This is a genomic window from Mesorhizobium helmanticense, assembly GCF_003034915.1.
In the GTDB taxonomy this organism is placed as follows: Bacteria; Pseudomonadota; Alphaproteobacteria; order Rhizobiales; family Rhizobiaceae; genus Mesorhizobium; species Mesorhizobium helmanticense.
The window spans coordinates 29,311-50,065 of sequence record NZ_PZJX01000025.1; the positions used below are offsets into that span (position 1 = coordinate 29,311).

The following is a 20,755-nucleotide window of genomic DNA, read 5'->3' on the forward strand; positions in this document are numbered from 1 at the left end:
AGCCCCCAAATACGAATCCATTCAACAGGAGATCATGGATGAGCTTGGCTAAAAAAATCGTGCTGTTGCTGATGGCGGCGGGGATGCTGGTTGCAGTGTTTCTCGAAAGCGTCCCAGCGCAGTCCGAAGAGATGAAACACGACATGGGCGCGATGGCGATGGGCGCCGATGGCCCCTCGACCGAAGGCTACAAGGCGGCGATGGACAAGATGCACACCGACATGATGATCGAATATTCCGGCGATGCCGATGTCGACTTCGTCCGCGGCATGATCCCGCATCATCAGGGCGCGATCGCCATGGCCAAGGTCGAATTGGCCAACGGCAAGGATCCGGAAATCCGCAAGCTGGCCGAGGCGGTCATTAAGGCACAGGAAGCCGAGATCAAGCAGATGCAGGATTGGCTCGCCGCTCATCCGGTGAAGTAGCCACCACGTTGAGTTCCGGGAAGGTCCTTTCCGGATTTCTCCCGCCGGCTATGATAGTTTCCGGCCCCGACTGGAGCACGTGATGCCATCAACGATTAGAACCACCACGCTGCCCTCTGGCGAAGCCGTTCAGGTGCTTGGCCAGGGCACGTGGAAGATGGGCGAGGACGCCCGCCGCCGTACCGATGAGGTCAACGCCCTCAAGCTTGGGCTGGACCTTGGCGTCACGCTGATCGATACGGCGGAAATGTATGCCAGCGGCGGTGCCGAGGAGGTGGTGGCGCAGGCTATTGCCGGGCGCCGCGACGAGACCTTCCTGGTCTCCAAGGTGCTGCCGTCCAACGCCTCGCGCGCCGGCGTGGCGCGTGCCTGCGAGAACAGCCTGAAGCGCCTCGCCACCGACCGCATCGATCTCTATCTGCTGCATTGGCCCGGCAGCGTGCCGCTGGCGGAAACAGTCGAGGCGTTCGAGGCCTTGAAGAAGGCGGGCAAGGTCCGCCACTGGGGCGTCAGCAATTTCGACACCCACGAGATGGAGGAACTGGTCGGCCTGCCGGGCGGCAGCAATGTCCAGACCAACCAGATCCTCTACAATCTGTCCCAGCGCGGCCCCGAATTCGACCTTTCGCCCTGGAGCCGGCAGCGCGGCATTCCGCTGATGGCCTATTCGCCGGTCGATCAAGGCACGTTGGCGCGCAACCCCAGGCTCGAAGCCATCGCTGCCCGCCACAATGCGACGCCGGCGCAAATCGCGCTTGCCTGGGTGATGCGCCAAGACGGTGTCATCGCCATTCCCAAGGCCAGCCGGCAGGAGCATGTCCGCCAGAACGTCGCCGCGCTCGATATCAGGCTCACCCCGGAAGATTTCGCCGACCTCGACCGCGCCTTCCCGCCGCCGACCCGCAAGCGTGGTTTGGAGATGATCTAGAATCCGAAAATTGGGAATCGGTTTTCGGAAGATGAGAGAGTGAGCATTGGAACGAATTTCAGCCGGGCATCATCACACGGCGTACAAAATCGGGGATATGACGGTCACGTCGCTGCGCGACGGTTATGTCGACATGCCAACCAGGCGGCTGCGCCAGCCCGGAAACATCGTATTCGGTGATGACCTGCCATCGCAGGTGGCGCTTGTCGACGGCGCGCTCAGGCTATCCGTCAACGCCTTTGCCATTGATGACGGCGACGAAATCACGCTGATCGACACAGGGGCTTCGAACGCCTGGCACCCGACAATGGGGCATCTGCCCGAGGCGCTGCGCGAGGCGAAGATCGCCGTCGGCCGAATACGCACTGTTGCCTTCACCCACACCCATCTCGACCATATCCACGGGCTCATCCTTGCCGACGGTCGGGACGGCTTCCCGCAGCTCTCTCGCCTGCTTGTCCCGCGAGCCGAGCTCGACATGTTCCGGGCGGAGGCGAGGCTGGAACGTTTCCACGGTCGCGCCCGGCCCTTCGACCCTGGGCAGCGCCTCAGCGCGTCTATCGATACGATCGCCACCCCTGGCCATGAAGTCGGCCACACCTGCTTCCGCGTCATGAGTGGAGGCGAAACATTGTTGACCTGGGGCGACATCGTGCATGTGCCGTCGCTTCAATTCGACCACCCGGAGATCACGTGGGAGTTCGACGCCGACCAGGAACAGGCGCGGGCAAGCCGGCTGCAAATACTGGCGATGGCAACCGGCAACGGCTGCTACGTCGCGGGAGCGCATCTCGATTCGCCCGGCGTCGGTAGGGTTTCCCGCACCGAAACAACCTTCCGCTTCGAGCCCTTGTAAGAACTCTAGCCCAGTGCCGCCCGTGCTCGCTGCAGGGCGCGAGAAAAGACCGCCGTATCGTCGAAAGCGCGTCCCAGCGTGAGCGCGCCCTGGATGGCGCAGACCGTCTCTTCGGCCAGTTCGTCCGCCCTGGCCGGGCTATGTCCGGTGCGGGTCAGCGCTTCGGCTAGATGCGCCACCCAGCGGCCGAAATAGCTTTTGATCGCCTTGGCAAAAAGGTCGCGGGACTCGTCAAGCGCGAAGGCGCCGATCAGACACACCCGCCGACCGGAGCGGAAATAGCGGTCGGTGGCCTCCAGCATGCGTTCGATGCCGGCATGCGGGTCAGCCCTGTCCTGCAGCGGCACGAAGACATTTTCCTCGAACCATCCATCTATATGGGCGATGATGGCCGCCGCCATCTCTTCCTTGCCGCCGGGAAAGAAGTGATAGAGGCTGCCTTTGCCTAAGCCGGTCGCCGCGCCGATCAGCGCCAGGCTTGCCCCTTCATAACCGTGCTCGCGGAAAACTTCGCCGATGATGGAGAGCAAGTCGGCGCGATCGGGCGCGATCCTGCGCATGCGCCCGTTACAATCCGAGCTCGGAAAGGCCGGGATGGTTGTCGGGCCGGCGGCCGAGCGGCCAGTGATATTTGCGCTCGCTCTCGCTGATCGGCAGATCGTTGATGCTGGCGACGCGCCTACGCATCAGCCCGGCGGCGTCGAACTCCCAGTTCTCGTTGCCGTAGGAACGGAACCAGTGGTCGCTGTCGTCGCGCCATTCATAGGCAAAGCGCACGGCGATGCGGTTTTCGTTCCAGGTCCACACCTCCTTGATGAGGCGGTAGTCGAGCTCGCGGGCCCATTTGCGCGCTAGGAAGCCGACGATCTCCTTTCGCCCGCTGACGAATTCTGCGCGATTGCGCCAAGCGCTGTCCTCGGTATAGGCGAGCGAAACCCGTTCGGGATCGCGGCTGTTCCAGGCATCCTCGGCAAGCCGCGCCTTTTGTGTCGCGGTCTCAAGCGTGAAGGGCGGCAGCGGTGGACGGCTCATGGCATTATCCCATCGATTGAAGCGATGGGGAGTATTGTACCAATCGGTACAGTAGCGTCAAGGGCACTGAATGGTGCTATGGTTTCCCCGCCATCCCCTTCAGCCTGTACAGCGCCTCCAGCGCCTCTCGCGGCGTCATCTCGTCGGGGTTGATCGCGCCCAGCGCCTCACCCAGCGCATCGTTCCTGGCCTGCTTCGGCGCCTCCCGCTTCAGCGCCACCGAAAACAGCGGCAGGTCGTCGACCAGCCGGTTGGCCTTGCCCGAGACTTCGCCGGCTTCGAGCTGGTGCAGCACTTCCTTGGCCCGGCCGACCACGGCTTCCGGCAGGCCGGCCAGCCGCGCTACCTGCACGCCATAGGAGCGGTCGGCCGCGCCCTTGCCGACCTCGTGCAGGAAGACGACGTCGCCCTCCCATTCCTTGACCCGCATGGTGACGTTGTGCAGCCGCGGCAGCTTGCCGGCTAGCGCCGTCATTTCGTGGAAATGGGTGGCGAAGATCGCCCGGCAGCGGTTCTTCTCGTGCAGATATTCGACCGCCGCCCAGGCGATCGACAGACCATCGAAAGTGGCGGTGCCGCGGCCGATCTCGTCGAGGATGACCAGCGCGCGCTCGCCGGCCTGGTTGAGGATCGCCGCCGTTTCCACCATCTCGACCATGAAGGTCGAGCGGCCGCGCGCCAGGTCGTCGGAGGCGCCGACCCGCGAGAACAGCCGGTCGACGACGCCGATATGGGCTGATGTCGCCGGCACGAAGGAGCCGGTCTGGGCAAGGATGGCGATCAGCGCGTTTTGCCGGAGAAAGGTCGACTTGCCGCCCATGTTGGGCCCGGTCAGCAGCCAGATCGCGCCATTCTTCGCACCGCCTTCCGGTGACAGGTCGCAATCATTGGCGACGAACGGACCTTCGCCCGAACGCCGCAGCGCCTGCTCGACCACTGGATGGCGTCCGCCCGAAATCTCGAAGGCAAGGCTTGCATCGACCACCGGCCGGCACCAGGCCTCGCTTTCCGAGAGCAGGGCGAGCGCTGCCGAGACGTCGAGCACGGCAAGCGCTTCGGCGCCGGCGCGGATTTTATCCGCCTCGCCGACGGCTTCAGCTGTCAGCCGGTCGAAGGCGGCAAGCTCGATCGCCAGCGCCCGGTCGGCGGCATTGGCGATCTTCGATTCCAGCTCGGCCAGCTCCGTCGTGGTGAAGCGCATGGCATTGGCCATGGTCTGGCGATGGATGAAGCGCGCCTTCGCCCCGTCGCTGCCGGTCATGATCGAATGGTGGTTGGCGGTAACTTCGATGTAGTAGCCGAGCACATTGTTGTGCCGGATCTTCAGCGAGCGGATGCCGGTCTCCTCGATCAGCGAGCGTTCCAGCCCGGCAATCACCTTGCGCGATTCGTCGCGCAGCGCCCGCATCTCGTCGAGCTCGCCGTGATAGCCGGAGCGGATGAAGCCGCCGTCGCGCTTCAGCAGCGGCAACTCCTCGCCCAGCGCTTGCATCAGATGCGCGGCGAGCTCGCGTGGCAGCGCTTCGATCGCCGCCAGCGCCGACACCACCTCCTTGGGCAGGGTGGCTTCTCCAAACAGTTCGGCAATCGCGCCCGCCGCCTCGAACCCGGCGCGCAGCGCGCCGAGATCGCGCGGGCCGCCACGGTTGAGAGCCAGCCTGGACAGCGCGCGCGGCATGTCGGCGACACTCTTCAGCCTCGCCCGCACCGCCTGGCAGAGCCGCGTCTCGGAGCGGAAGAACGACACCGAGTCCAGCCTCGCGCCGATGGCCGCCGGATCGGTCAGCGGTGCCGTCAGCCGGTCGGCGAGCAGCCGTGCCCCGCCACCGGTCACCGTGCGGTCGATCGCCTTGAACAGCGAGCCTTCGCGGTTGCCGGACAAGGTGCGAAGCAGTTCAAGATTGGCGCGCGTCGCCGGGTCGATGAACAGCGTCGAGCCCTGCTCCTCGCGTTCGGGTCGCGACAATGGTGGCCGCTCGGCCTTCTGCGTCTTCTCGACATAGGCGATCGCGCCCGAGATCGCCGACAGCTCGGCGCGCGAAAACGTACCGAAACTGTCCGGTGTCGCCACCTCGAAGAAGCGGGCGATGCGCCCTGCCGCCGAGGCCGAATCGAACAGCGAAGGCGGCTGCGGATTGGCGACGCGGCCAAGCACGTCGAACACCGGTTTCAGCTCCGGGTCATAAAACACCGGCTCGGCGACGATCAACTCGCGCGGGTCGACGCGGAAGACATCGGCGAGCAGCCGGTCGGCGGTGGTCTCGGCGACGCGAAAGCTGCCGGTCGAGATATCGATCCAGGCAAGCGCGAAGGAGTGCTCCGCTCCGCCCTTCACCCGTCCCAGCGCCATCAGGAAACTCGATTCCGACGGCGCCAGCAATTTGTCCTCGGTGATGGTGCCGGGCGTCACCAGCCGCACCACGTCGCGGCGCACCACCGATTTGCCGCCGCGTTTCTTCGCTTCCGCCGGATCCTCGATCTGCTCGCAGACGGCGACGCGGAACCCCTGTCCGATCAATTTCTGCAGATAGTCGTCGGCCGCATGCACCGGCACGCCGCACATCGGAATGTCGTGGCCCTGGTGTTTGCCGCGCTTGGTCAGCACGATGCCCAGCGCCCGGCTTGCCTTTTCGGCGTCGTCGAAGAACAGCTCGTAGAAATCGCCCATGCGGTAGAACAGCAGCGAATCCGGGTTCGCCGCCTTGATCTCGATATACTGCTCCATCATCGGCGTGACGGCGCCGCCCGTTACGGGCGCGGGCGTCGCCGCCTCGGGGGGGTCGGGCTCGGTTGGCATGTGCATGTTCATGCCGGCACGCTAGCAGATGTGACTGCCGGGTTTAATGCCGGCGGCTCGAAAAGCAGGGGAAAGGGGCGCCGGGTTCGCCACGTTGCCTGAAATCCAAATCGCGAATACTGAGGGATCGGAGCTTGGGCAGGGCACAGTGGACAAGGACAGGCACGAGACATTCGAGGAGATGATCGGCCCTGTCGGGTCGCCGCTGCAGCGCGTGCTGCTCAAGGCGGCGCGCCGCGCCAACCGAACCGCGGACAAGCTCAGGCTCTCGGCGCGAAAGCGGTTTCCCTTCATTCTTCCGTCCCGTGGTCCGCTGTCCGACCTCGATGGCGGCATCCAGGTTTCCGTGCACGTGGTCAGCCGCGATCCGCTGGTCTTGTATACGCCGGTCGGCGGGCCGCGCCCGTTTTACTCCGTTGCCGCCATCGGCCGGCGCCTGGCGTCGCGGCGCGCGGCATTCCTGCTGATGCCGAGCTGGACTTTGGAGCGGCCGGCCGTCGTCGAGCAGATCGGCCGGGATCTCGCCTGGTATGCCAGGCTTTGCCCCGATCACGAGGTCATCTTCCTCTGCAACACCGAGGAGGAGCGCCGCCTGATCGCCGCGGTTGGCGGCACCGCGATCTTTTCCAACCACAATCTGATGATATCCGACGACGTGTTCCGGCCATTGCCGGATGTGCCGGTCGAGTTCGACGCCGTCTACACCGGCCGCATATCGCATACCAAGCGGCATTACCTTGCCTTCGACATCGAAAAGCTGGTTCACATCGCCACGTCGATCGGCGAACTGCCGCCTTCCAGCGCTCGCGCCTTCATCCGCCGCCTCCAAGCGCAGTCGCCGCTCCATCGCATCGCCAACCCGATCGTCGAGGGCATGACCGCAAGCCTGTCGCAGGCGGAAGTCAATCGCGTCTACAACCAGGCCGCGGTCGGGCTCTGCCTGTCGGCGGCGGAAGGCGCGATGTATTCCAGCATGGAATATCTGATGGCCGGGCTGCCGATCGTCTCGACGCCGAGCCTCGGCGGTCGCGACGTCTATTTCGATCCGGACTATTGCCTGATCGCCGAACCGGAGCCCGCGGCGATCAGGAAGGCTGTCGAGACGCTGCGCGACCGTCGGATATCGCGCCAGGAGGTCCGTGCCCGTACTCTTGAAAAGGTGCGCGCGCAGCGGCTGGAACTGATGGCCTATCTGTCGGCGCTGCTGCGGCGCATGGGCAGCGACGCACCGCCGCTCTCGCAATGGCCATTTCCCCCGACCTCTGCGCTGATGCGATGGGCCCCGGTGCGTGACCACGCGCGAGAGCTTGCCATGCTGGCCTCCCCGGCCGATCGGGCCTGACCAAAGACGCCGCGCTCAACCACGATTCCCTGTCGCTTGGCGGTTTACAGCGGCGGCGTGTGGCCTTAATTCGGAACTCCACAAAAAAGCACCCGTCTCAAGCGGTGCTGTACCGGCGAGGAAATCGAAAGCATCATGGCCAGGAAAACTGAAAACAACGGCCCCTCCGTCAGTGCCCAGGAGGCGCTGGAGTTCCACGCCATGGGCCGGCCCGGCAAGCTGGAGATCGTTGCCACCAAGCCGATGGCGACGCAGCGCGATCTGAGCCTTGCCTATTCACCGGGCGTCGCGGTGCCTGTCCTTGCCATTGCCGAGGACCCAAGCCGCGCTTTCGACTATACGACGCGCGGCAACATGGTCGCCGTCATCTCCAACGGCACCGCCATCCTCGGCCTCGGCAACCTTGGCGCGCTGGCCTCCAAGCCGGTCATGGAAGGCAAGGCGGTGCTGTTCAAGCGCTTCGCCGATGTCGATTCCATCGATCTCGAGGTCGATACCGAGGATGCCGACGAATTTATCAACTGCGTGCGCTATCTCGGCCCTTCCTTCGGCGGCATCAACCTCGAGGACATCAAGGCGCCGGAATGCTTCATCATCGAGCAGCGCCTGCGCGAATTGATGGATATTCCGGTCTTCCACGACGACCAGCATGGCACCGCCATCATCTCGGCCGCCGGCCTGATCAACGCGCTGGAGATCACCGGCCGCGACATGAAGACCACCAAAATGGTCTGCAATGGCGCCGGTGCGGCCGGCATCGCCTGCATCGAACTGATGAAGGCGATGGGTTTTTCGCCGGAGAATATCATCCTGTGCGACACCAAGGGCGTCGTCTTCCAGGGCCGCACCGAAGGCATGAACCAGTGGAAGTCGGCGCATGCGGTCAAGACCGAGGCGCGCTCGCTGGCCGAGGCGCTCGACGGCGCCGACGTCTTCCTCGGCCTCTCCGCCAAGGGTGCGCTGACCGCCAAAATGGTACAGTCGATGGCCAAAAACCCGATCATCTTCGCCATGGCCAATCCCGATCCGGAGATCACGCCGGAGGAGGTGGCCAAGATCCGCACCGACGCCATCATGGCCACCGGCCGTTCGGACTATCCGAACCAGGTCAACAACGTGCTGGGTTTCCCCTACATCTTCCGCGGCGCGCTGGATGTACGCGCCACCACCATCAACGACGACATGAAGATCGCAGCCGCACGAGCGCTCGCCGAGCTGGCGCGCCAGGACGTGCCCGACGACGTCGCCGCCGCCTATCAGGGCAACCGGCCGAAATTCGGCCCCAGCTACATCATCCCGGTGCCGTTCGATCCGCGCCTGATCGCGGCCATCCCGATGGCGGTGGCCAAGGCGGCGATGGACAGCGGCGTCGCCCGCAAGCCGATCCTCGATCTCGACCGCTACGCGCAGGAACTGTCGGCCCGCCGCGATCCGATCGCATCGACCTTGCAGCGCATCTACGACCGCGTCCGCCGCCAGCCCAAGCGCATCGTCTTCGCCGAGGGCGAGGAGGAGCAGGTCATGCGCGCCGCCGTCTCCTATGTGAACCAGCGGCTCGGCACCGCCATCCTGCTCGGTCGCGACGACGTCATCAAGGAGAACGCCAGGCATGCCGGCATCGAGCTCAACAAGCAGGGCATCGAGATCATCAACGCCAGGCTGTCGCGCCGCAACAGCGTCTACACCGACTATCTCTACGAGCGCATGCAGCGCAAGGGCTTCCTGTTCCGCGACTGCCAGCGCCTGATCAACAATGACCGCAACCATTTCGCCGCCTGCATGGTGGCGCTGGGCGACGCCGACGGCATCGTCACCGGCGTCACCCGCAACTATTCGACCGCGCTCGACGACATCCGCCGCGTCATCGACGCCAAGCCCGGCCACCGTGTCATCGGCGCCTCGATCGTGCTGGCGCGGGGCCGCACCGTGATCGTCGCCGATACCGCCGTGCACGACATGCCGAATGCCGAACAGATCGCCGACATCGCCGAGGAGGCCGCCGGCTTCGCCCGCCGCATGGGCTACGAGCCAAGGCTCGCCATGCTCGCCTATTCGACGTTCGGCCACCCGCAGGGCGAGCGCTCCGAGCGCGTCCAGGAAGCGGTGCGTATTCTCGACAAAAGGCGCGTCGATTTCGAGTATGACGGCGAGATGGCCGCCGACGTGGCGCTCAATTCGCGCGCCATGGCGCAATACCCGTTCATCAGGCTCACCGGCCCGGCCAATGTGCTGATCATGCCGGCCTTCCACTCGGCCTCGATCTCGACCAAGATGCTGCAGGAACTCGGCGGCTCCACCGTCATCGGCCCGCTGCTGGTCGGCTTGAACAAGCCGGTGCAGATCGTCTCGCTCAACGCCAAGGACTCGGACATCGTGAATATGGCGGCCATCGCGGCTTATACCGCGGGGGCCTGAAATGCCAAAAATTCAACAGACACCTAACGTCAGAAAGGCTCTCTTAGCAAAGACCAGGGGCGACAACAGATCAACAGATAGCACGTTAGACGTCATTTTTCCTTACTTGGTCAACGAGCTCCTTCACATATTTAACTAAGGGAGAAAGTTGGTCAGGTTTTTTTAAAAAAATGTATTTTAGAAGAAATAAAGAGTCTGCCTTCTTTGAAAAAGTGACTTTACATTCAGACGTCTCAGAGCATACACGATTTATAAACCTCGCAGCATCAAGCGCGCCAAGCCAATTGGGATCCGCAATATCTCCCCGCCATTTGCGATTATTGAATTCCTTTTGTGGGCCCAGCTCCAGAATTTTCTTCCTAATGATCTCACCTGAGACCGAGGTCGATCCATCAACATCCTTTTCGGCAATAAATGCCGCGATAGCTTCTGGGTCCACTAGGTAGCATTCCAAGTGACGTCTAGGCAAGAAATGGACTAAACCCCCAGATTCTCTTCGCATTTCGGCGCACTGTTCAGGCGAGAGTTTCTCGGTATCGAAGCTGAATACGACAGAAACTCTAAGAGGCGTAGTTGCAGAGCTAAGTCGTTTGTACACGTCATAGACCAGTGCGCGGCTACGACGGCCAGTCATAAAATCCCCTGTAGCGGAAACCGCTGTAAAAATGATACCTCTTAGTTCAGAACTACCGCTATGCTGATAGATAAGTGGGAAACACAGTTCTTCGGTGGGACCTTCAACCCAAATTATCCGTTCTGCTGCAAAGACATCCGCCATGGAAACGCCAAGGTGCTCGGCAACGTTGCGAAACGCGTCAACATCATCAAGCTTGAGGGGTTCAATGCTTGACTCGTAACCTGTTCGTTTCACAATGTGAATGGTATCTGGATCACAGAAACTTATGACTTCCGGCGCGTGCGTAGAAATTATATACTGATGGCTACCGTAATGGGTCTTGATGACACGTATAAGAGACTTGACCGCCGATGGATGAAGAAAACTGTTGATCTCGTCAATAATGATCACGGAATCATTAATAGTCATAATGGCGGTAAGTATTGCAATTGCTTGAGCTACACCGGTGCCACTGGCATTTAACGGAAAGCTGAGTTCGACGGCGTTCATTTCCTCGGTGGGCCAAACTCGTATTTCGAGTTGGTTGTTGTTGGGATTAGGCCTGACGCTCAAATTACCTACGGTGGGGAAGATATCTCGCAAATGACTTACCAGTTTTTGGAACATAGTTCCACGGCTTCCGATCAAGGTATGAAGGACAGCCGGAAGGTTCTGTGCATCTGGAGTCAATCTATCAGCATGGGAGTGAGCCGACTCGCCGATGGCGAAGCGCTCCGCTGAAAAGTAAAACATGTTTCTCTGCCACAGCTCCCAGACAATTTGTGCTCCGTCGTCGGTGTCAGATCGCGTAACTGTGTGATACTTTATCTCTCCATTGACGGCAGATAAGGATATGGAATTCTTCTTGTGTTGGCCTAGAGAAAAATTGCCGCATGCTGGATAAGCGCGCGATTGAAAATTCGTGCTTGAGTGATTAATCACATCAACAATAATAGTTGGCCAGCTAAAAAGGTTTTTAATTTGGTCAGCAGGACTGCCATTTTGCTCGCTTTGATGTAGCACAGGTAGATTCGCTGAACCTCTAATAAGAATCGTCTCTTCCAATTCGGCTCCTGTAACCCGAATTGTCAACTCGACCCTCGGTTGAGGGACTTGATGATTACTATATCTCTGAGGGGCGCGATGCCTGTCGTCTTTCAAGGCGGGTTGCAGAGCACGCAGAACAGAACTCTTGCCAGAGTTGTTTTGCCCAACTATTAGATTTATTCCGGATTGAAATAATATATTGCCCGAATCGCCAAATGACTGAAAGCCGTGAATTCGCGCTTTTGATATCCACATCTGCCCCTCATGGTCGTTCTATCTTGCTTGTCGCCATTAATCGGGCGGTCATTTTGCACCAGGCTTAGCTGTTGTAAAAATGCCGCAGAGCCATGCGACTAGGACGTGATTCAGAAGGCAACGCCAAAAAGAATTCGTTGAGCGAGGATCCAGTCATATACTTCGACTTGGGCAGCTTGACGAGACCGTCGTGGCTCGGCCACCCAACAGAGGCAAAAGCCTTCCCCGCATGCGGGGAAGGCCAGATACATCCAGATACATGGTGATGGGATAGCTTACTGCCAGCCGCGGCAGCTCTGATAGGCATGCCGCCAGTAGCGCCAGCCGGTCGTCTTCCATTTCCAGAATTCATAGCCGCAGCCACCATGGTCGGAAGCGACGATCGTCACGCCGCCCCAGAACCAGGAGCCGTGCTTGTGATGGCCGTGGTGACTGCCGTGCGGGCCGTCATGGTCCTTGCCGGGTTTGCATCCGAACACCTTGCAATGCAGCTTGGGCCTATGCTTCAGGATCGGCGGCTTGGCCTTGCAGCCAGTCACGGCGCAGTCGATTTTCGCATTTATCCTGGGGCGGATCTTGTCGCCAAGGGACGGCAGCTTGCCTGCTGGGCTGAAGGTTTGGGTGCGACGGGCGAGGCGCGTTTGCGGCATTGCCGAATTCTGCTTCACGGCCTGTGAAATGCCGTGTTTCATCTTGAACTTGTTTTCTTCGGCCTGGGCGCCGTTGGTGACGGCCATGGCTCCGATGATTGTCGCCAGCAGCAGGACGATGCCGGGGAGGCGACGTCCGATGCTGAACATCGATGTCAGGCGCGCCATGCCCTTGGTGGGCACGGCCGATCTTTCCTGACGCGCGCGAGCCATCGCGCCGGTGTAGAGTTTTTCATGCTGCGTCGGCGTCAACGCGCCGGGATCGACGCCGCTGAAAGCGTCGACTGCTGCGGGAGTAAACATCTTCCTGATCCTTCAGTTGGTTAGCGGCCTCGACCGCGGAGCCGTCCCGACGGGTTCGCTCCATGGCGCGGTTTTTCGCTGCCGCCTGTTTCGGATGAATGCCGAAACTCGACTGAAGTGTTTCAATTGTTGCGGTTCGACCATGCAGCGTGAGGGCAAAAAGCCGCCGCCGGTACGCCACAACGTCCCCTCAAGGGGGAGGCAAAAATCCCTAAATCAGCCCCGCCTGCTCGGCCTCGTGGCGCAAATTCTGGCGCGGCCTTGGCCCGATCTGCTGGATGACCAGCCCGGCCGCCAGCGAGCCGAGATCGCCGCACGCCTTGAGACTGCGGCCTTGCGTGTAGCCGTAGAGGAAACCTGCGGCATAGAGGTCGCCGGCGCCTGTCGTGTCGACCAATTCCCTGATTCTCGTCGCCTGGATGGTGACGGTTTCGTCGCCGCGCACGATCACCGATCCCTTTTCCGAGCGGGTGACGGCGGCGATCTTGCAGTCCTTGCGGATCCGCGCCAGCGCCTCGTCGAAGGAGGCGGTCTGGTAGAGCGACTTGATCTCGTGGCTGTTGGCAAAGACGATGTCGACGGTGCCCGAGCGCATCAAATCGAGGAACTCGTCGCGGTAGCGGTCGACGCAGAACGAATCCGACAGCGTCATCGACACTTCGCGCCCCGCCGCATGCGCGAGTTTCGCCGTCTGCCGGATCGCTTCCTTGGCGCGCGGCGGGTCCCACAGATAGCCTTCGAAATAGGTGACCGCCGCACCCGAAGCCTTGTCCGCCTCGACATCCTCCGGGCCGAGCTCGATACAGGCGCCGAGATAGGTGTTCATCGAGCGCTCGCCGTCGGGCGTCACGAAGATCATCGAGCGCGCCGTCGGCGGTTCGCCCTGAAGCGGCCTTGTGTCGAAGGCGACGCCCTGCGCATGGATGTCATGGGCATAGATCTCGCCGAGCGGGTCGTTCGAGACCTTGCCGAAGAAGGCGGCGCGTCCGCCGAAGGAGGCGACGCCCGCCGCCGTGTTGCCGGCGCTGCCGCCGGAGGCTTCGATCGCCGGCCCCATGCGGCTGTAGAGCAGTTCGGCGCGGTGGGTGTCGATGAGGTTCATCGCGCCCTTGATGATGCCGTTCGTCTCCAGGAATGCCTCGTCGCACTGGGCGATGATGTCGACAATGGCATTACCGATGCAAAGCACGTCATAGTCCGGCATCAATATCTCCGCCAAGAACCCACCGGCTTTTCTGCCACGCCGGCCGCAGGCGGGTCTAGCGATTTGCTGCTACTTTGCCTACCCCGAAAATCATCGCACGCTTGGCGGCGGCGGTTGGTCGCCGGCTGCTGCAGCCATCGCATCGAACTGGATCATATCAGCCGCCAAGCCTGCGGGTATGGTTGCATCCACATCGAAGCGTTTCGCTTGGGTGGTAGGCTAGAAGCAGACCGATCGAAGTTTCCGAAGGCGCGGACAAGCTATGCCAGTAAAGATCAACATGACGACGGAACTGGCCCTGCTCGGCGTGCTGGCCGTCCTATGGGGCGCGTCCTATTCTTTCATCAAGGTCGGCGTCGAGACGATCCCGCCCGTGACCTTCATCGCGGGACGGACCCTGATCGCCGGCGGCATCCTGCTCGCGCTCCTCCGCTGGCGTGGCCTTGCCATGCCGAGGGATGCGGCAACCTGGCGCCGGTTCATGTTTCAGGCTTGCATGAACAGCGTGGTGCCGTTCACGCTGATCGCCGCCGCCGAACGCACCATCGACGCGGGTCTTGCCACCATCCTCAACGCGACGTCGCCGATCTTCACCTTCCTCTTGACTGCGCTCATCACCCGCCACGAGCCTGTGACCATGCGCAAACTGTTCGGCGTCGGGGCGGGCATCGCGGGCATATGCCTCATTGTCGGCACCCAGGCGCTGGGCGGTCTTGGCCATCAGCTCTGGGCGCAGCTCGCCGTCATCGCCGCCACCGTCAGCTACGCGGGCGCCGCTATTTTCGGGCGCAACTTCAGGGGACTCGACCCCATGGTGCCGGCGGCCGGCTCGATGATTTGCGGCGCGGCAATCCTCATCCCGCTGAGCCTTGTTTTCGACCGGCCTTGGACGCTCTCGCCGTCGACGGCCTCAATCCTTGCGCTGCTAGGACTTTCGGTATTTTCGACCGCGCTCGCCTTCTCGATCTTTTTCCGGCTCATCCACACGCTGGGCTCGGTCGGCACCACATCGCAAGCCTATCTGCGCGTGCCGATCGGCGTCGGCATCGGCGCGCTCTTCCTTGGCGAGAGCCTCGGCCCGACAGCCTGGTTCGGCATGGCCTTCGTCGTCGCCGGCGTGGCGGCGATGACCATCCCCGCCCGCAAGCCCGCGCTCGCGCGGTAGGGGCCCTATCAGCCCTAGTTGCGTTGGTGGCCGGTCCTTCCTATCTCGGGAGCGTCCTGCCCGAAATGGGCTTCACACATTGGGTTCGACAACGCCGTGATATCAGACGCCGCCCGCGCCGCCTTGAGCCGGCTGTTCTCACCCGAATTCCGCTCGGTTTTTGTCAAGACGCTGGGGCTCACCTTGCTGGCGCTGGTGGCCTTGTGGTTCGGGCTGACCAGCCTCGTGGAATGGCTGGCCCTGCCATGGCTTGAGGCACTGATGCCTGGCCTGCCGTCCTGGGCCGGCTGGCTGGGCGGCATCATCGCCGCTATCGCTCTTGCCTTTGGGATGGCGCTGCTTATCGCGCCGGTGACGGCGATCATTGCCGGCCTGTTCCTCGACGATATCGCCGAGGTGGTCGAGCGCACCGACTATCCCGGCGATCCGCCCGGCCGCACCATGCCGGCACTGCGCTCGCTGGTGCTGGCGATAAAATTCTTCGGCGTCGTCATCCTCGGCAACATCTTGGCTCTGCTGCTGCTGCTGGTGCCGGGCATCAACATCGCCGCCTTCTTCATCGTTAACGGCTATCTGCTCGGGCGCGAGTTCTTTGAATTCGCCGCCATGCGCTTTCGGCCTGAGGCCGAGGCCCGGGCGTTGCGCCGGAAATATGCCGGCACGGTGTTCCTGGCCGGCCTTCTCATCGCTGCCTTCCTCGCTGTGCCGTTAGTCAACCTTGTGACGCCGCTTTTCGCCGCCGCCATGATGGTGCATCTGCACAAGGCGATTTCGGCACGGGAGGGGCGGGAGACCGCTCAGAACAGCAAGAAGCCGCGTCCCAACTCGTCGTCGGGCTCGACGATGAATTCGGCTCGGCCCGAATAGTAGGCGCGGCCGCCGACGCGGGCGATGACGGCGTCATGCGGTCCGGCTTTTGCCGTCCGTGTCACGCTGCCGGAAAAACGCGAGCCGGCGATGCTCTCGAAGGTCCGTGCCTGCCCGATCGCGATCTCGCCCCTGGCATACATTGCCGCCAGCCGCGCGGTGACGCCCGAGCCGGTTGGCGAGCGGTCGACCTGAGCCTCGGCGAAGACGCAGATGTTCTTTGTCGCCTCGCCGGAAAACGCGTCCATGCCGTCGGTCAGGATGCTGCCATAGAGAAAGGCGAGATCGGCATGGTCGGGGTGCGACAGCGGGAATTCCGTCTTCAGCGTCTCCGTCAGCACCGTTGCCGCATCGACGAAATCGCGCACGCGGCTCCTGCCGAATTCCAGGCCGAATTGGTGGCAATCGGCCAGCGCGTAGAACGCGCCGCCATAGGCGATGTCGAAGCCGATCGCCCCATAGTCCGGCAGCTCGATCTGTTGGTCGCGGGCGAACAGGAAGGCCGGCACGCTCTCGAACGACACCGCACCCGCCTTGCCATCCCTGACCTCCACCGAAGCCACAACCAGCCCGCATGGCGCCTGGATGTTGACTGTCGTTACCGGCTCCCGCCGGGCCACCAGCCCCTCGTCGACGGCATAGCGGCCGAGCGCGACCATGGCGTGGCCGCACATGGTCGAATAGCCCTCATTGTGCATGAACAGCACCGCGAGGTCGGCGCCGGGCAGGTCGGGCTCGACCAGCAGCGCGCCATACATGTCGTAATGGCCACGCGGCTCGAACATCAGTATCTTTCGGAGATGGTCGAGGTGATCGCGCACATAGGCGCGTTTTTCCAGGATGGTGCCCTTGGGTAGCGCGGGGTAGCCGCCGGTGACGATCCTGAGCGGCTCGCCGCCGGTATGCATGTCGACGACGGTGAGCGTCATGCGTCGGGGCCTATCTAAGCCAGGGATTTGGAGAACAGCTCTTGCAGCTTGCTGAAAGGCATGGCGGCGCGAGTGAAGCCGAACGTGCCGTCCTGCTGGATCTCGCGTGCCGCTGTCTCCAGCATGCCGAAAGCGAAATTGGTCAGCCAAGGCCCGAGCGAAATGCGCTTGACGCCTGCCAGGGCAAGATCGGCAACGGTGAAGCCGGGCCTCGCCATGACGTTGACCGGCTTGCTCACCGACGAGCAGATAGTCTGCACCGTCTCGATATCGCCGATGCCCGGCGCATACAGCACGTCCGCGCCGGCCTTTTCGAAGGCTTGCAGCCGCTTGATCGTGTCGTCGATGTCGGGCCTGCCCCAGAGGAAATTCTCGGCCCTCGCGGTGAAGACGAAATCGTGCTTCAGCGCCCGCGCCGCCTCCGCCGCGGCAGCAACACGCTCGACCGCATGCGAAAAATCGTAGATCGGCTTGTCGGGTTCGCCGGTATGGTCCTCGATCGAGCAGCCGGCGAGGCCCGCCGCTTCGGCCGCGAAGATGGTCTCGGCGGCACTTGTGGCGCTGTCGCCCTTGCCCTTTTCGAGATCGGCCGAGACCGGCAGGGCGGTCGCCGCCGTCACCTCGCGGCAGTGATGGATCATGGCGTCGAAGGTCACCGCGCCGTCGGGCAGGCCGCGCGAAAAGGCAAAGCCGGCGCTGGTCGTCGCCAGTGCCTGGAAGCCGAACGAGGCGAGCAGCTTCGTCGTGCCGACATCCCACGGATTGGGCATGACGAAGGTCGAGGCATGCAGGTCGCGAAAGATCTTGCCCTTGTCCATGAATGCTCCTCTTCAGATGCAAAGATGTGAAAAGGATTCTAGCGTGCCGATTTGCGCCGGGCAAACGAATGCGATTGGTTCAGAAGCGTTTGGCGTTTTCTGCTGACAAACGCTCGAACGCATCGGAGTCCTTCGCGTAACGCGATGCTGCCTTGTCCCAACGATAGGTGACGGAAATGTCGTGCGACGAAGCCTCGGGTGGCGCGTCGTCGCAGCTTTCTCCGCTCGGCGCGGTGGCTTCGGTGACCGTAGCCTTGATGGCGGCATAGGGCTGGTCGTCCGCAAGGGTACTGAAGGCGACGTTCTGCGTGCGTTTATAGGCGCACAAATTTTCGTCGAACGTGTAGATCGTGTCGATCAGCTTGAATCTGTCGTTGCGGATCATGATCAGCGGCGTGCTGACATAGCCCTGATTTGAATTGAAATGCGTGCTCATGGTGATGATGGCGTCGTCGTTGGCGCTGAGTGACACCTTGCCGGGATCGCGGAAATAGGTGCTCCGGTCGGTGGCCACGTTGACCGCGTCGAGCAGTTTCGGCTTGCCGGTGAGATCGTAGAGCGCCAGCACTGCATAGCCCTCGGCGCTGTCCCCGGCTTGCCCGAGATCGAACAGCATCGTCAGCCGATCCTTGCCGCCGGCCTTGATGCCGAGCACGGCGGCATTGGGCAGGCTTGTTGTCGACGGTGGCGAGCCGCCGTCGTCGGCGCCGCTGATGTCACGCATCTCGATCGGCAAGGTGCCGCCGTAGAAGCCGTCCGCGCCGATCTTCAAGTCTGGTATGACCATCCGGCCAAGGTCGAGATAGGTGATGTCCTCGTGGCCGGGAACGGCGCTGCCGAGGTCGGGAAAGCCGACGGCCTGTGCGATGGCCGCTCCCCATAACCATGGCAACATCAGGCAAGCGAGGAGGAAGCGAAGCAGGATGGAAGTCATGGAGTGGCGCCCCTAAACCGAGCGCACGCTAGCACGGACCAATCCGACCTACAGCCGTTGCATCGGCTGAAAAAATCCGATCAGTGGATCGGCACCAGCCCGGCCAGCTCGCGCATGTCGTCAAACAGGATGCCACCGGCTCCGGCGAGGCCGTCACGGTCGGAATAGGGGTCGCCGTGATAGGAAAACACCCGCATGCCGGCGGCAATGCCGGCTTGTGTTCCGGCGACGCTGTCCTCGATGACGATGCAGTCGGCGGGCGCGAAGCCCATCGTGCTTGCGGCATGTAGGAACAGATCGGGGAATGGCTTGCCGCGCGAGACCATGGTGGAGCTGAACAGCGCATGCTCGAACAGCGGCAAAAGCCCGGTCTGGCCGAGCGTGATATGCATTTTCGACACGCGTGCCGACGATGCGACGCAAGCTGGGATGCCGGCAGCGTGAACGGCCTCGATGAAGTCCCTGACATAGGGGATCGCTTCGACGCCATGGGCGAACAGATCCGGCAGGCCGGCGTTCCAGCGATCGACGAAATCGACGCCGAGGCTGACGCCGGTCGCCTCGACCTCCTTCTGCACCGAGACCATGCTGCGGCCGGAAAAATGCTTGCGGCAATATTCGAAGCTGGCTGGATACCCGGCGGTAGTAAGCCATTCGGCGAGGCGGTGATTGGCCAGGTTCTCGGTGTCGACCAGAACCCCGTCGCAATCGAAGATGACGAGTTTGGGTATTTTCATCTCGCTACGCTCATCAGGCCGTGCCGGTCGATCCGAACCCGCCCGAGCCCCGCGCCGTGCCGCCGGCCAATGTGCGTTCCTCGACCGTCGCCTGCATCACCGATGCAAAGACGATCTGGGCAATCCGCATGCCGCGCGTCACCGCGAAATCCTCTTCGCCGAGATTGATCAGCAGCACCTTCACCTCGCCGCGATAATCGCTGTCGATGGTGCCCGGTGTGTTGAGGCAGGTGAGGCCATGCTTGAAGGCAAGTCCCGAACGCGGCCGGACCTGGCCTTCCATGCCTTCCGGGATTTCCAGGATCAGCCCCGTCGGCACCAGCGCGCGTTTCCCGGGCAGGATCAGCAACGGCCGATCGTCCGGCACAGCGGCGCGCAGATCCATGCCTGCCGCACCCGCACTTTCATAGGCCGGCAGCGGCAGGCCTTCGCCATGCGGCAGCCTGACGAAACCGACGGAGGGGCCGATGACGGGAGTGGGATAAAGGGCAGCACGCATAAAGCCACTCCTATCGGCACGAATGCCGATTCGGTCAACTCGGCCGCAGGGCTATCAACGGCTTTCTTTTTAGGTAGTTCCGCCTCAACGCAGTTCCACCGGAACGATTGTCGTCTCCTTGATCTCCTCCATGACGAAGGAGGCCGAAACATCCGACAGCGCCACCTTGGCGATCAGCCGCTGGTAGAGCCGGTCATAGGCTTTCATGTCGGCGACTCGGGCCCTGAGCACATAGTCGAGGTCGCCGGACATGCGATAAACCCCGGTGATCTCGGGGAAACCGGTCACCGCCGCGCGGAACTTCTGCAGCCAGCCCGGATCGTGGTTGGAGGTTCGGATCAGGATGAACACCGAGAGGCCGAGCCCAAGCTTGTCGGCATCGACCAGGGCCACCCGCCCGGTGATGACGCCACCTTCCTCCAGCCGCTTCACCCGACGCCAGCAGGCATTGCGCGACAAAGCCACCCGTTCCGACAACTGGTCGACCGACAGCGTGCCGTCGCGCTGCAACTCGGCCAGCAATCTTCGATCGATTTCATCGATATCGGGCGCCATTTGGGATATTTGTCCCAAAACATCACCGGGAACAAGGACAATTTGAGACCAATGCACCGCAAATCTGTGTCAGGTTACCCAGCATCGCGGGCTTATCCCGGCAGGAGGGGATCACCATGACAACACGGCTTGCAAGTCTCTTCACCTCTCACCCGGCCAAGGTGGGCGAGACCTATTTCAGCCATATGGCCTTTGCCGCGTGGTTCTGCTCGCGCCTGTCCATGGCCGCGGGCGCCGCGTTCGTTCACGCTTTCTTGCCATTTCTGTTCGAGACTACGGCCAGCCGAATCGTCCGTGAGCTCTACGAGCGCACGAACAACAGAGGCACACACACGGTCAAGGAGCCGGCGGCTCTCATGGATCGCGCATAACGAACGG

At 62.4% G+C, this 20,755-nt stretch carries 20 protein-coding genes and 1 pseudogene; 8 read left to right on the plus strand and 13 right to left on the minus strand.

Going from position 1 to position 20,755, the window contains the following annotated elements; all coding sequences use genetic code 11:
• Positions 1-38 precede the first annotated feature (38 nt).
• From copM to C9427_RS11465, 3 genes are all read left to right on the plus strand, one after another.
• Positions 39-428: a CopM family metallochaperone gene (gene copM / locus C9427_RS11455; RefSeq protein WP_107649292.1), complete on the plus strand. Its 390-nt coding sequence runs from the start codon at positions 39-41 to the stop codon at positions 426-428.
• 82 nt (positions 429-510) lie between these two features.
• The gene (locus C9427_RS11460) at positions 511-1,356 is read left to right on the plus strand and encodes an aldo/keto reductase (RefSeq protein ID WP_107649293.1); all 846 of its coding nucleotides are present in this window, start codon (positions 511-513) and stop codon (positions 1,354-1,356) included.
• Between the two features lie 97 nt (positions 1,357-1,453).
• Entirely contained in the window at positions 1,454-2,212 is a 759-nt protein-coding gene (locus tag C9427_RS11465; protein WP_245437057.1) for an MBL fold metallo-hydrolase, read from the plus strand.
• Positions 2,213-2,217: 5 nt separating this feature from the next.
• Here the strand turns inward: C9427_RS11465 and C9427_RS11470 are convergent, their stop codons facing one another.
• The 3 genes from C9427_RS11470 to mutS all read right to left on the minus strand — a co-directional run bounded on the left by C9427_RS11470 (position 2,218) and on the right by mutS (position 6,053).
• Positions 2,218-2,772, minus strand: a complete 555-nt coding sequence (locus tag C9427_RS11470) for a TetR/AcrR family transcriptional regulator (protein WP_107649295.1) — start codon at positions 2,770-2,772, stop codon at positions 2,218-2,220.
• A gap of 7 nt (positions 2,773-2,779) precedes the next feature.
• Positions 2,780-3,244, minus strand: a complete 465-nt coding sequence (locus C9427_RS11475; RefSeq protein WP_107649296.1) for a nuclear transport factor 2 family protein — start codon at positions 3,242-3,244, stop codon at positions 2,780-2,782.
• 76 nt (positions 3,245-3,320) lie between these two features.
• The gene (mutS, locus tag C9427_RS11480; RefSeq protein WP_107649297.1) at positions 3,321-6,053 is read right to left on the minus strand and encodes a DNA mismatch repair protein MutS; all 2,733 of its coding nucleotides are present in this window, start codon (positions 6,051-6,053) and stop codon (positions 3,321-3,323) included.
• Positions 6,054-6,189: 136 nt separating this feature from the next.
• On the opposite strand from mutS, the gene C9427_RS11485 reads away from it, so the two are divergent.
• Both C9427_RS11485 and C9427_RS11490 read left to right on the plus strand, forming a co-directional pair.
• The gene (locus tag C9427_RS11485; RefSeq protein ID WP_107649298.1) at positions 6,190-7,383 is read left to right on the plus strand and encodes a glycosyltransferase; all 1,194 of its coding nucleotides are present in this window, start codon (positions 6,190-6,192) and stop codon (positions 7,381-7,383) included.
• A gap of 135 nt (positions 7,384-7,518) precedes the next feature.
• Positions 7,519-9,798: an NADP-dependent malic enzyme gene (locus C9427_RS11490; RefSeq protein WP_107649299.1), complete on the plus strand. Its 2,280-nt coding sequence runs from the start codon at positions 7,519-7,521 to the stop codon at positions 9,796-9,798.
• An 85-nt stretch (positions 9,799-9,883) separates the two neighbouring features.
• Here C9427_RS11490 and C9427_RS11495 read toward each other — a convergent pair whose 3' ends face one another.
• The 4 genes and pseudogenes from C9427_RS11495 to C9427_RS11505 form a co-directional block, all read right to left on the minus strand.
• The gene (locus C9427_RS11495) at positions 9,884-11,479 is read right to left on the minus strand and encodes an ATP-dependent nuclease (protein ID WP_245437058.1); all 1,596 of its coding nucleotides are present in this window, start codon (positions 11,477-11,479) and stop codon (positions 9,884-9,886) included.
• A 78-nt stretch (positions 11,480-11,557) separates the two neighbouring features.
• Positions 11,558-11,716: pseudogene (locus tag C9427_RS35400) on the minus strand (AAA family ATPase); the annotation flags it as partial.
• A gap of 275 nt (positions 11,717-11,991) precedes the next feature.
• Entirely contained in the window at positions 11,992-12,669 is a 678-nt protein-coding gene (locus tag C9427_RS11500; RefSeq protein ID WP_107649301.1) for a hypothetical protein, read from the minus strand.
• Between the two features lie 211 nt (positions 12,670-12,880).
• The gene (locus C9427_RS11505; protein WP_107649302.1) at positions 12,881-13,873 is read right to left on the minus strand and encodes an adenosine kinase; all 993 of its coding nucleotides are present in this window, start codon (positions 13,871-13,873) and stop codon (positions 12,881-12,883) included.
• A 262-nt stretch (positions 13,874-14,135) separates the two neighbouring features.
• Here C9427_RS11505 and C9427_RS11510 point away from each other — a divergent pair, with 262 nt between their 5' ends.
• Positions 14,136-15,038, plus strand: coding sequence for a DMT family transporter (locus C9427_RS11510; RefSeq protein WP_107649303.1), 903 nt, complete (start codon positions 14,136-14,138; stop codon positions 15,036-15,038).
• A 96-nt stretch (positions 15,039-15,134) separates the two neighbouring features.
• Positions 15,135-15,905, plus strand: a complete 771-nt coding sequence (locus C9427_RS11515; protein ID WP_107649304.1) for a sulfate transporter family protein — start codon at positions 15,135-15,137, stop codon at positions 15,903-15,905.
• On the opposite strand, the gene C9427_RS11520 is transcribed toward C9427_RS11515, so the two are convergent.
• The 6 genes from C9427_RS11520 to C9427_RS11545 form a co-directional block, all read right to left on the minus strand.
• Entirely contained in the window at positions 15,836-16,834 is a 999-nt protein-coding gene (locus C9427_RS11520) for a proline racemase family protein (protein WP_107649305.1), read from the minus strand. The genes C9427_RS11515 and C9427_RS11520 overlap by 70 nt on opposite strands.
• 14 nt (positions 16,835-16,848) lie before the next feature.
• Positions 16,849-17,652 carry an isocitrate lyase/PEP mutase family protein gene (locus C9427_RS11525; RefSeq protein ID WP_107649306.1) on the minus strand — a complete coding sequence of 268 codons (804 nt, stop codon included), beginning with the start codon at positions 17,650-17,652 and terminating at the stop codon, positions 16,849-16,851.
• A 79-nt stretch (positions 17,653-17,731) separates the two neighbouring features.
• Entirely contained in the window at positions 17,732-18,586 is an 855-nt protein-coding gene (locus C9427_RS11530) for a hypothetical protein (protein WP_107649307.1), read from the minus strand.
• A gap of 80 nt (positions 18,587-18,666) precedes the next feature.
• Positions 18,667-19,323 carry an HAD family hydrolase gene (locus tag C9427_RS11535; RefSeq protein WP_107649308.1) on the minus strand — a complete coding sequence of 219 codons (657 nt, stop codon included), beginning with the start codon at positions 19,321-19,323 and terminating at the stop codon, positions 18,667-18,669.
• Positions 19,324-19,336: 13 nt separating this feature from the next.
• Positions 19,337-19,822 (minus strand): dUTP diphosphatase, encoded by a 486-nt coding sequence (gene dut, locus C9427_RS11540; RefSeq protein ID WP_107649309.1) that lies wholly within the window; start codon positions 19,820-19,822, stop codon positions 19,337-19,339.
• An 84-nt stretch (positions 19,823-19,906) separates the two neighbouring features.
• Entirely contained in the window at positions 19,907-20,377 is a 471-nt protein-coding gene (locus C9427_RS11545; RefSeq protein WP_107649310.1) for an Lrp/AsnC family transcriptional regulator, read from the minus strand.
• A gap of 116 nt (positions 20,378-20,493) precedes the next feature.
• Between C9427_RS11545 and C9427_RS11550 the strand changes: the two genes are divergently transcribed.
• Complete coding sequence (locus C9427_RS11550; protein ID WP_107649311.1) at positions 20,494-20,748, plus strand: DUF6356 family protein; 255 nt, start codon at positions 20,494-20,496, stop codon at positions 20,746-20,748.
• The last annotated feature ends 7 nt before the right edge of the window (positions 20,749-20,755 follow it).

Excerpts from the sequence above, each read along its gene's own strand:
- C9427_RS11470 (WP_107649295.1), bottom strand. The coding sequence starts at position 2,772 with ATGCGCAGGATCGCGCCCGATCGCGCCGACTTGCTCTCCATCATCGGC.
- C9427_RS11500 (WP_107649301.1), bottom strand. The coding sequence starts at position 12,669 with ATGTTTACTCCCGCAGCAGTCGACGCTTTCAGCGGCGTCGATCCCGGC.
- C9427_RS11490 (WP_107649299.1), top strand. The coding sequence starts at position 7,519 with ATGGCCAGGAAAACTGAAAACAACGGCCCCTCCGTCAGTGCCCAGGAG.
- C9427_RS11460 (WP_107649293.1), top strand. The coding sequence starts at position 511 with ATGCCATCAACGATTAGAACCACCACGCTGCCCTCTGGCGAAGCCGTT.
- C9427_RS11545 (WP_107649310.1), bottom strand. The coding sequence starts at position 20,377 with ATGGCGCCCGATATCGATGAAATCGATCGAAGATTGCTGGCCGAGTTG.
- C9427_RS11550 (WP_107649311.1), top strand. The coding sequence starts at position 20,494 with ATGACAACACGGCTTGCAAGTCTCTTCACCTCTCACCCGGCCAAGGTG.
- copM (WP_107649292.1), top strand. The coding sequence starts at position 39 with ATGAGCTTGGCTAAAAAAATCGTGCTGTTGCTGATGGCGGCGGGGATG.
- C9427_RS11530 (WP_107649307.1), bottom strand. The coding sequence starts at position 18,586 with ATGACTTCCATCCTGCTTCGCTTCCTCCTCGCTTGCCTGATGTTGCCA.
- dut (WP_107649309.1), bottom strand. The coding sequence starts at position 19,822 with ATGCGTGCTGCCCTTTATCCCACTCCCGTCATCGGCCCCTCCGTCGGT.
- mutS (WP_107649297.1), bottom strand. The coding sequence starts at position 6,053 with ATGAACATGCACATGCCAACCGAGCCCGACCCCCCCGAGGCGGCGACG.
- C9427_RS11475 (WP_107649296.1), bottom strand. The coding sequence starts at position 3,244 with ATGAGCCGTCCACCGCTGCCGCCCTTCACGCTTGAGACCGCGACACAA.
- C9427_RS11465 (WP_245437057.1), top strand. The coding sequence starts at position 1,454 with ATGACGGTCACGTCGCTGCGCGACGGTTATGTCGACATGCCAACCAGG.
- C9427_RS11505 (WP_107649302.1), bottom strand. The coding sequence starts at position 13,873 with ATGCCGGACTATGACGTGCTTTGCATCGGTAATGCCATTGTCGACATC.
- C9427_RS11510 (WP_107649303.1), top strand. The coding sequence starts at position 14,136 with ATGCCAGTAAAGATCAACATGACGACGGAACTGGCCCTGCTCGGCGTG.
- C9427_RS11525 (WP_107649306.1), bottom strand. The coding sequence starts at position 17,652 with ATGGACAAGGGCAAGATCTTTCGCGACCTGCATGCCTCGACCTTCGTC.
- C9427_RS11520 (WP_107649305.1), bottom strand. The coding sequence starts at position 16,834 with ATGACGCTCACCGTCGTCGACATGCATACCGGCGGCGAGCCGCTCAGG.
- C9427_RS11535 (WP_107649308.1), bottom strand. The coding sequence starts at position 19,323 with ATGAAAATACCCAAACTCGTCATCTTCGATTGCGACGGGGTTCTGGTC.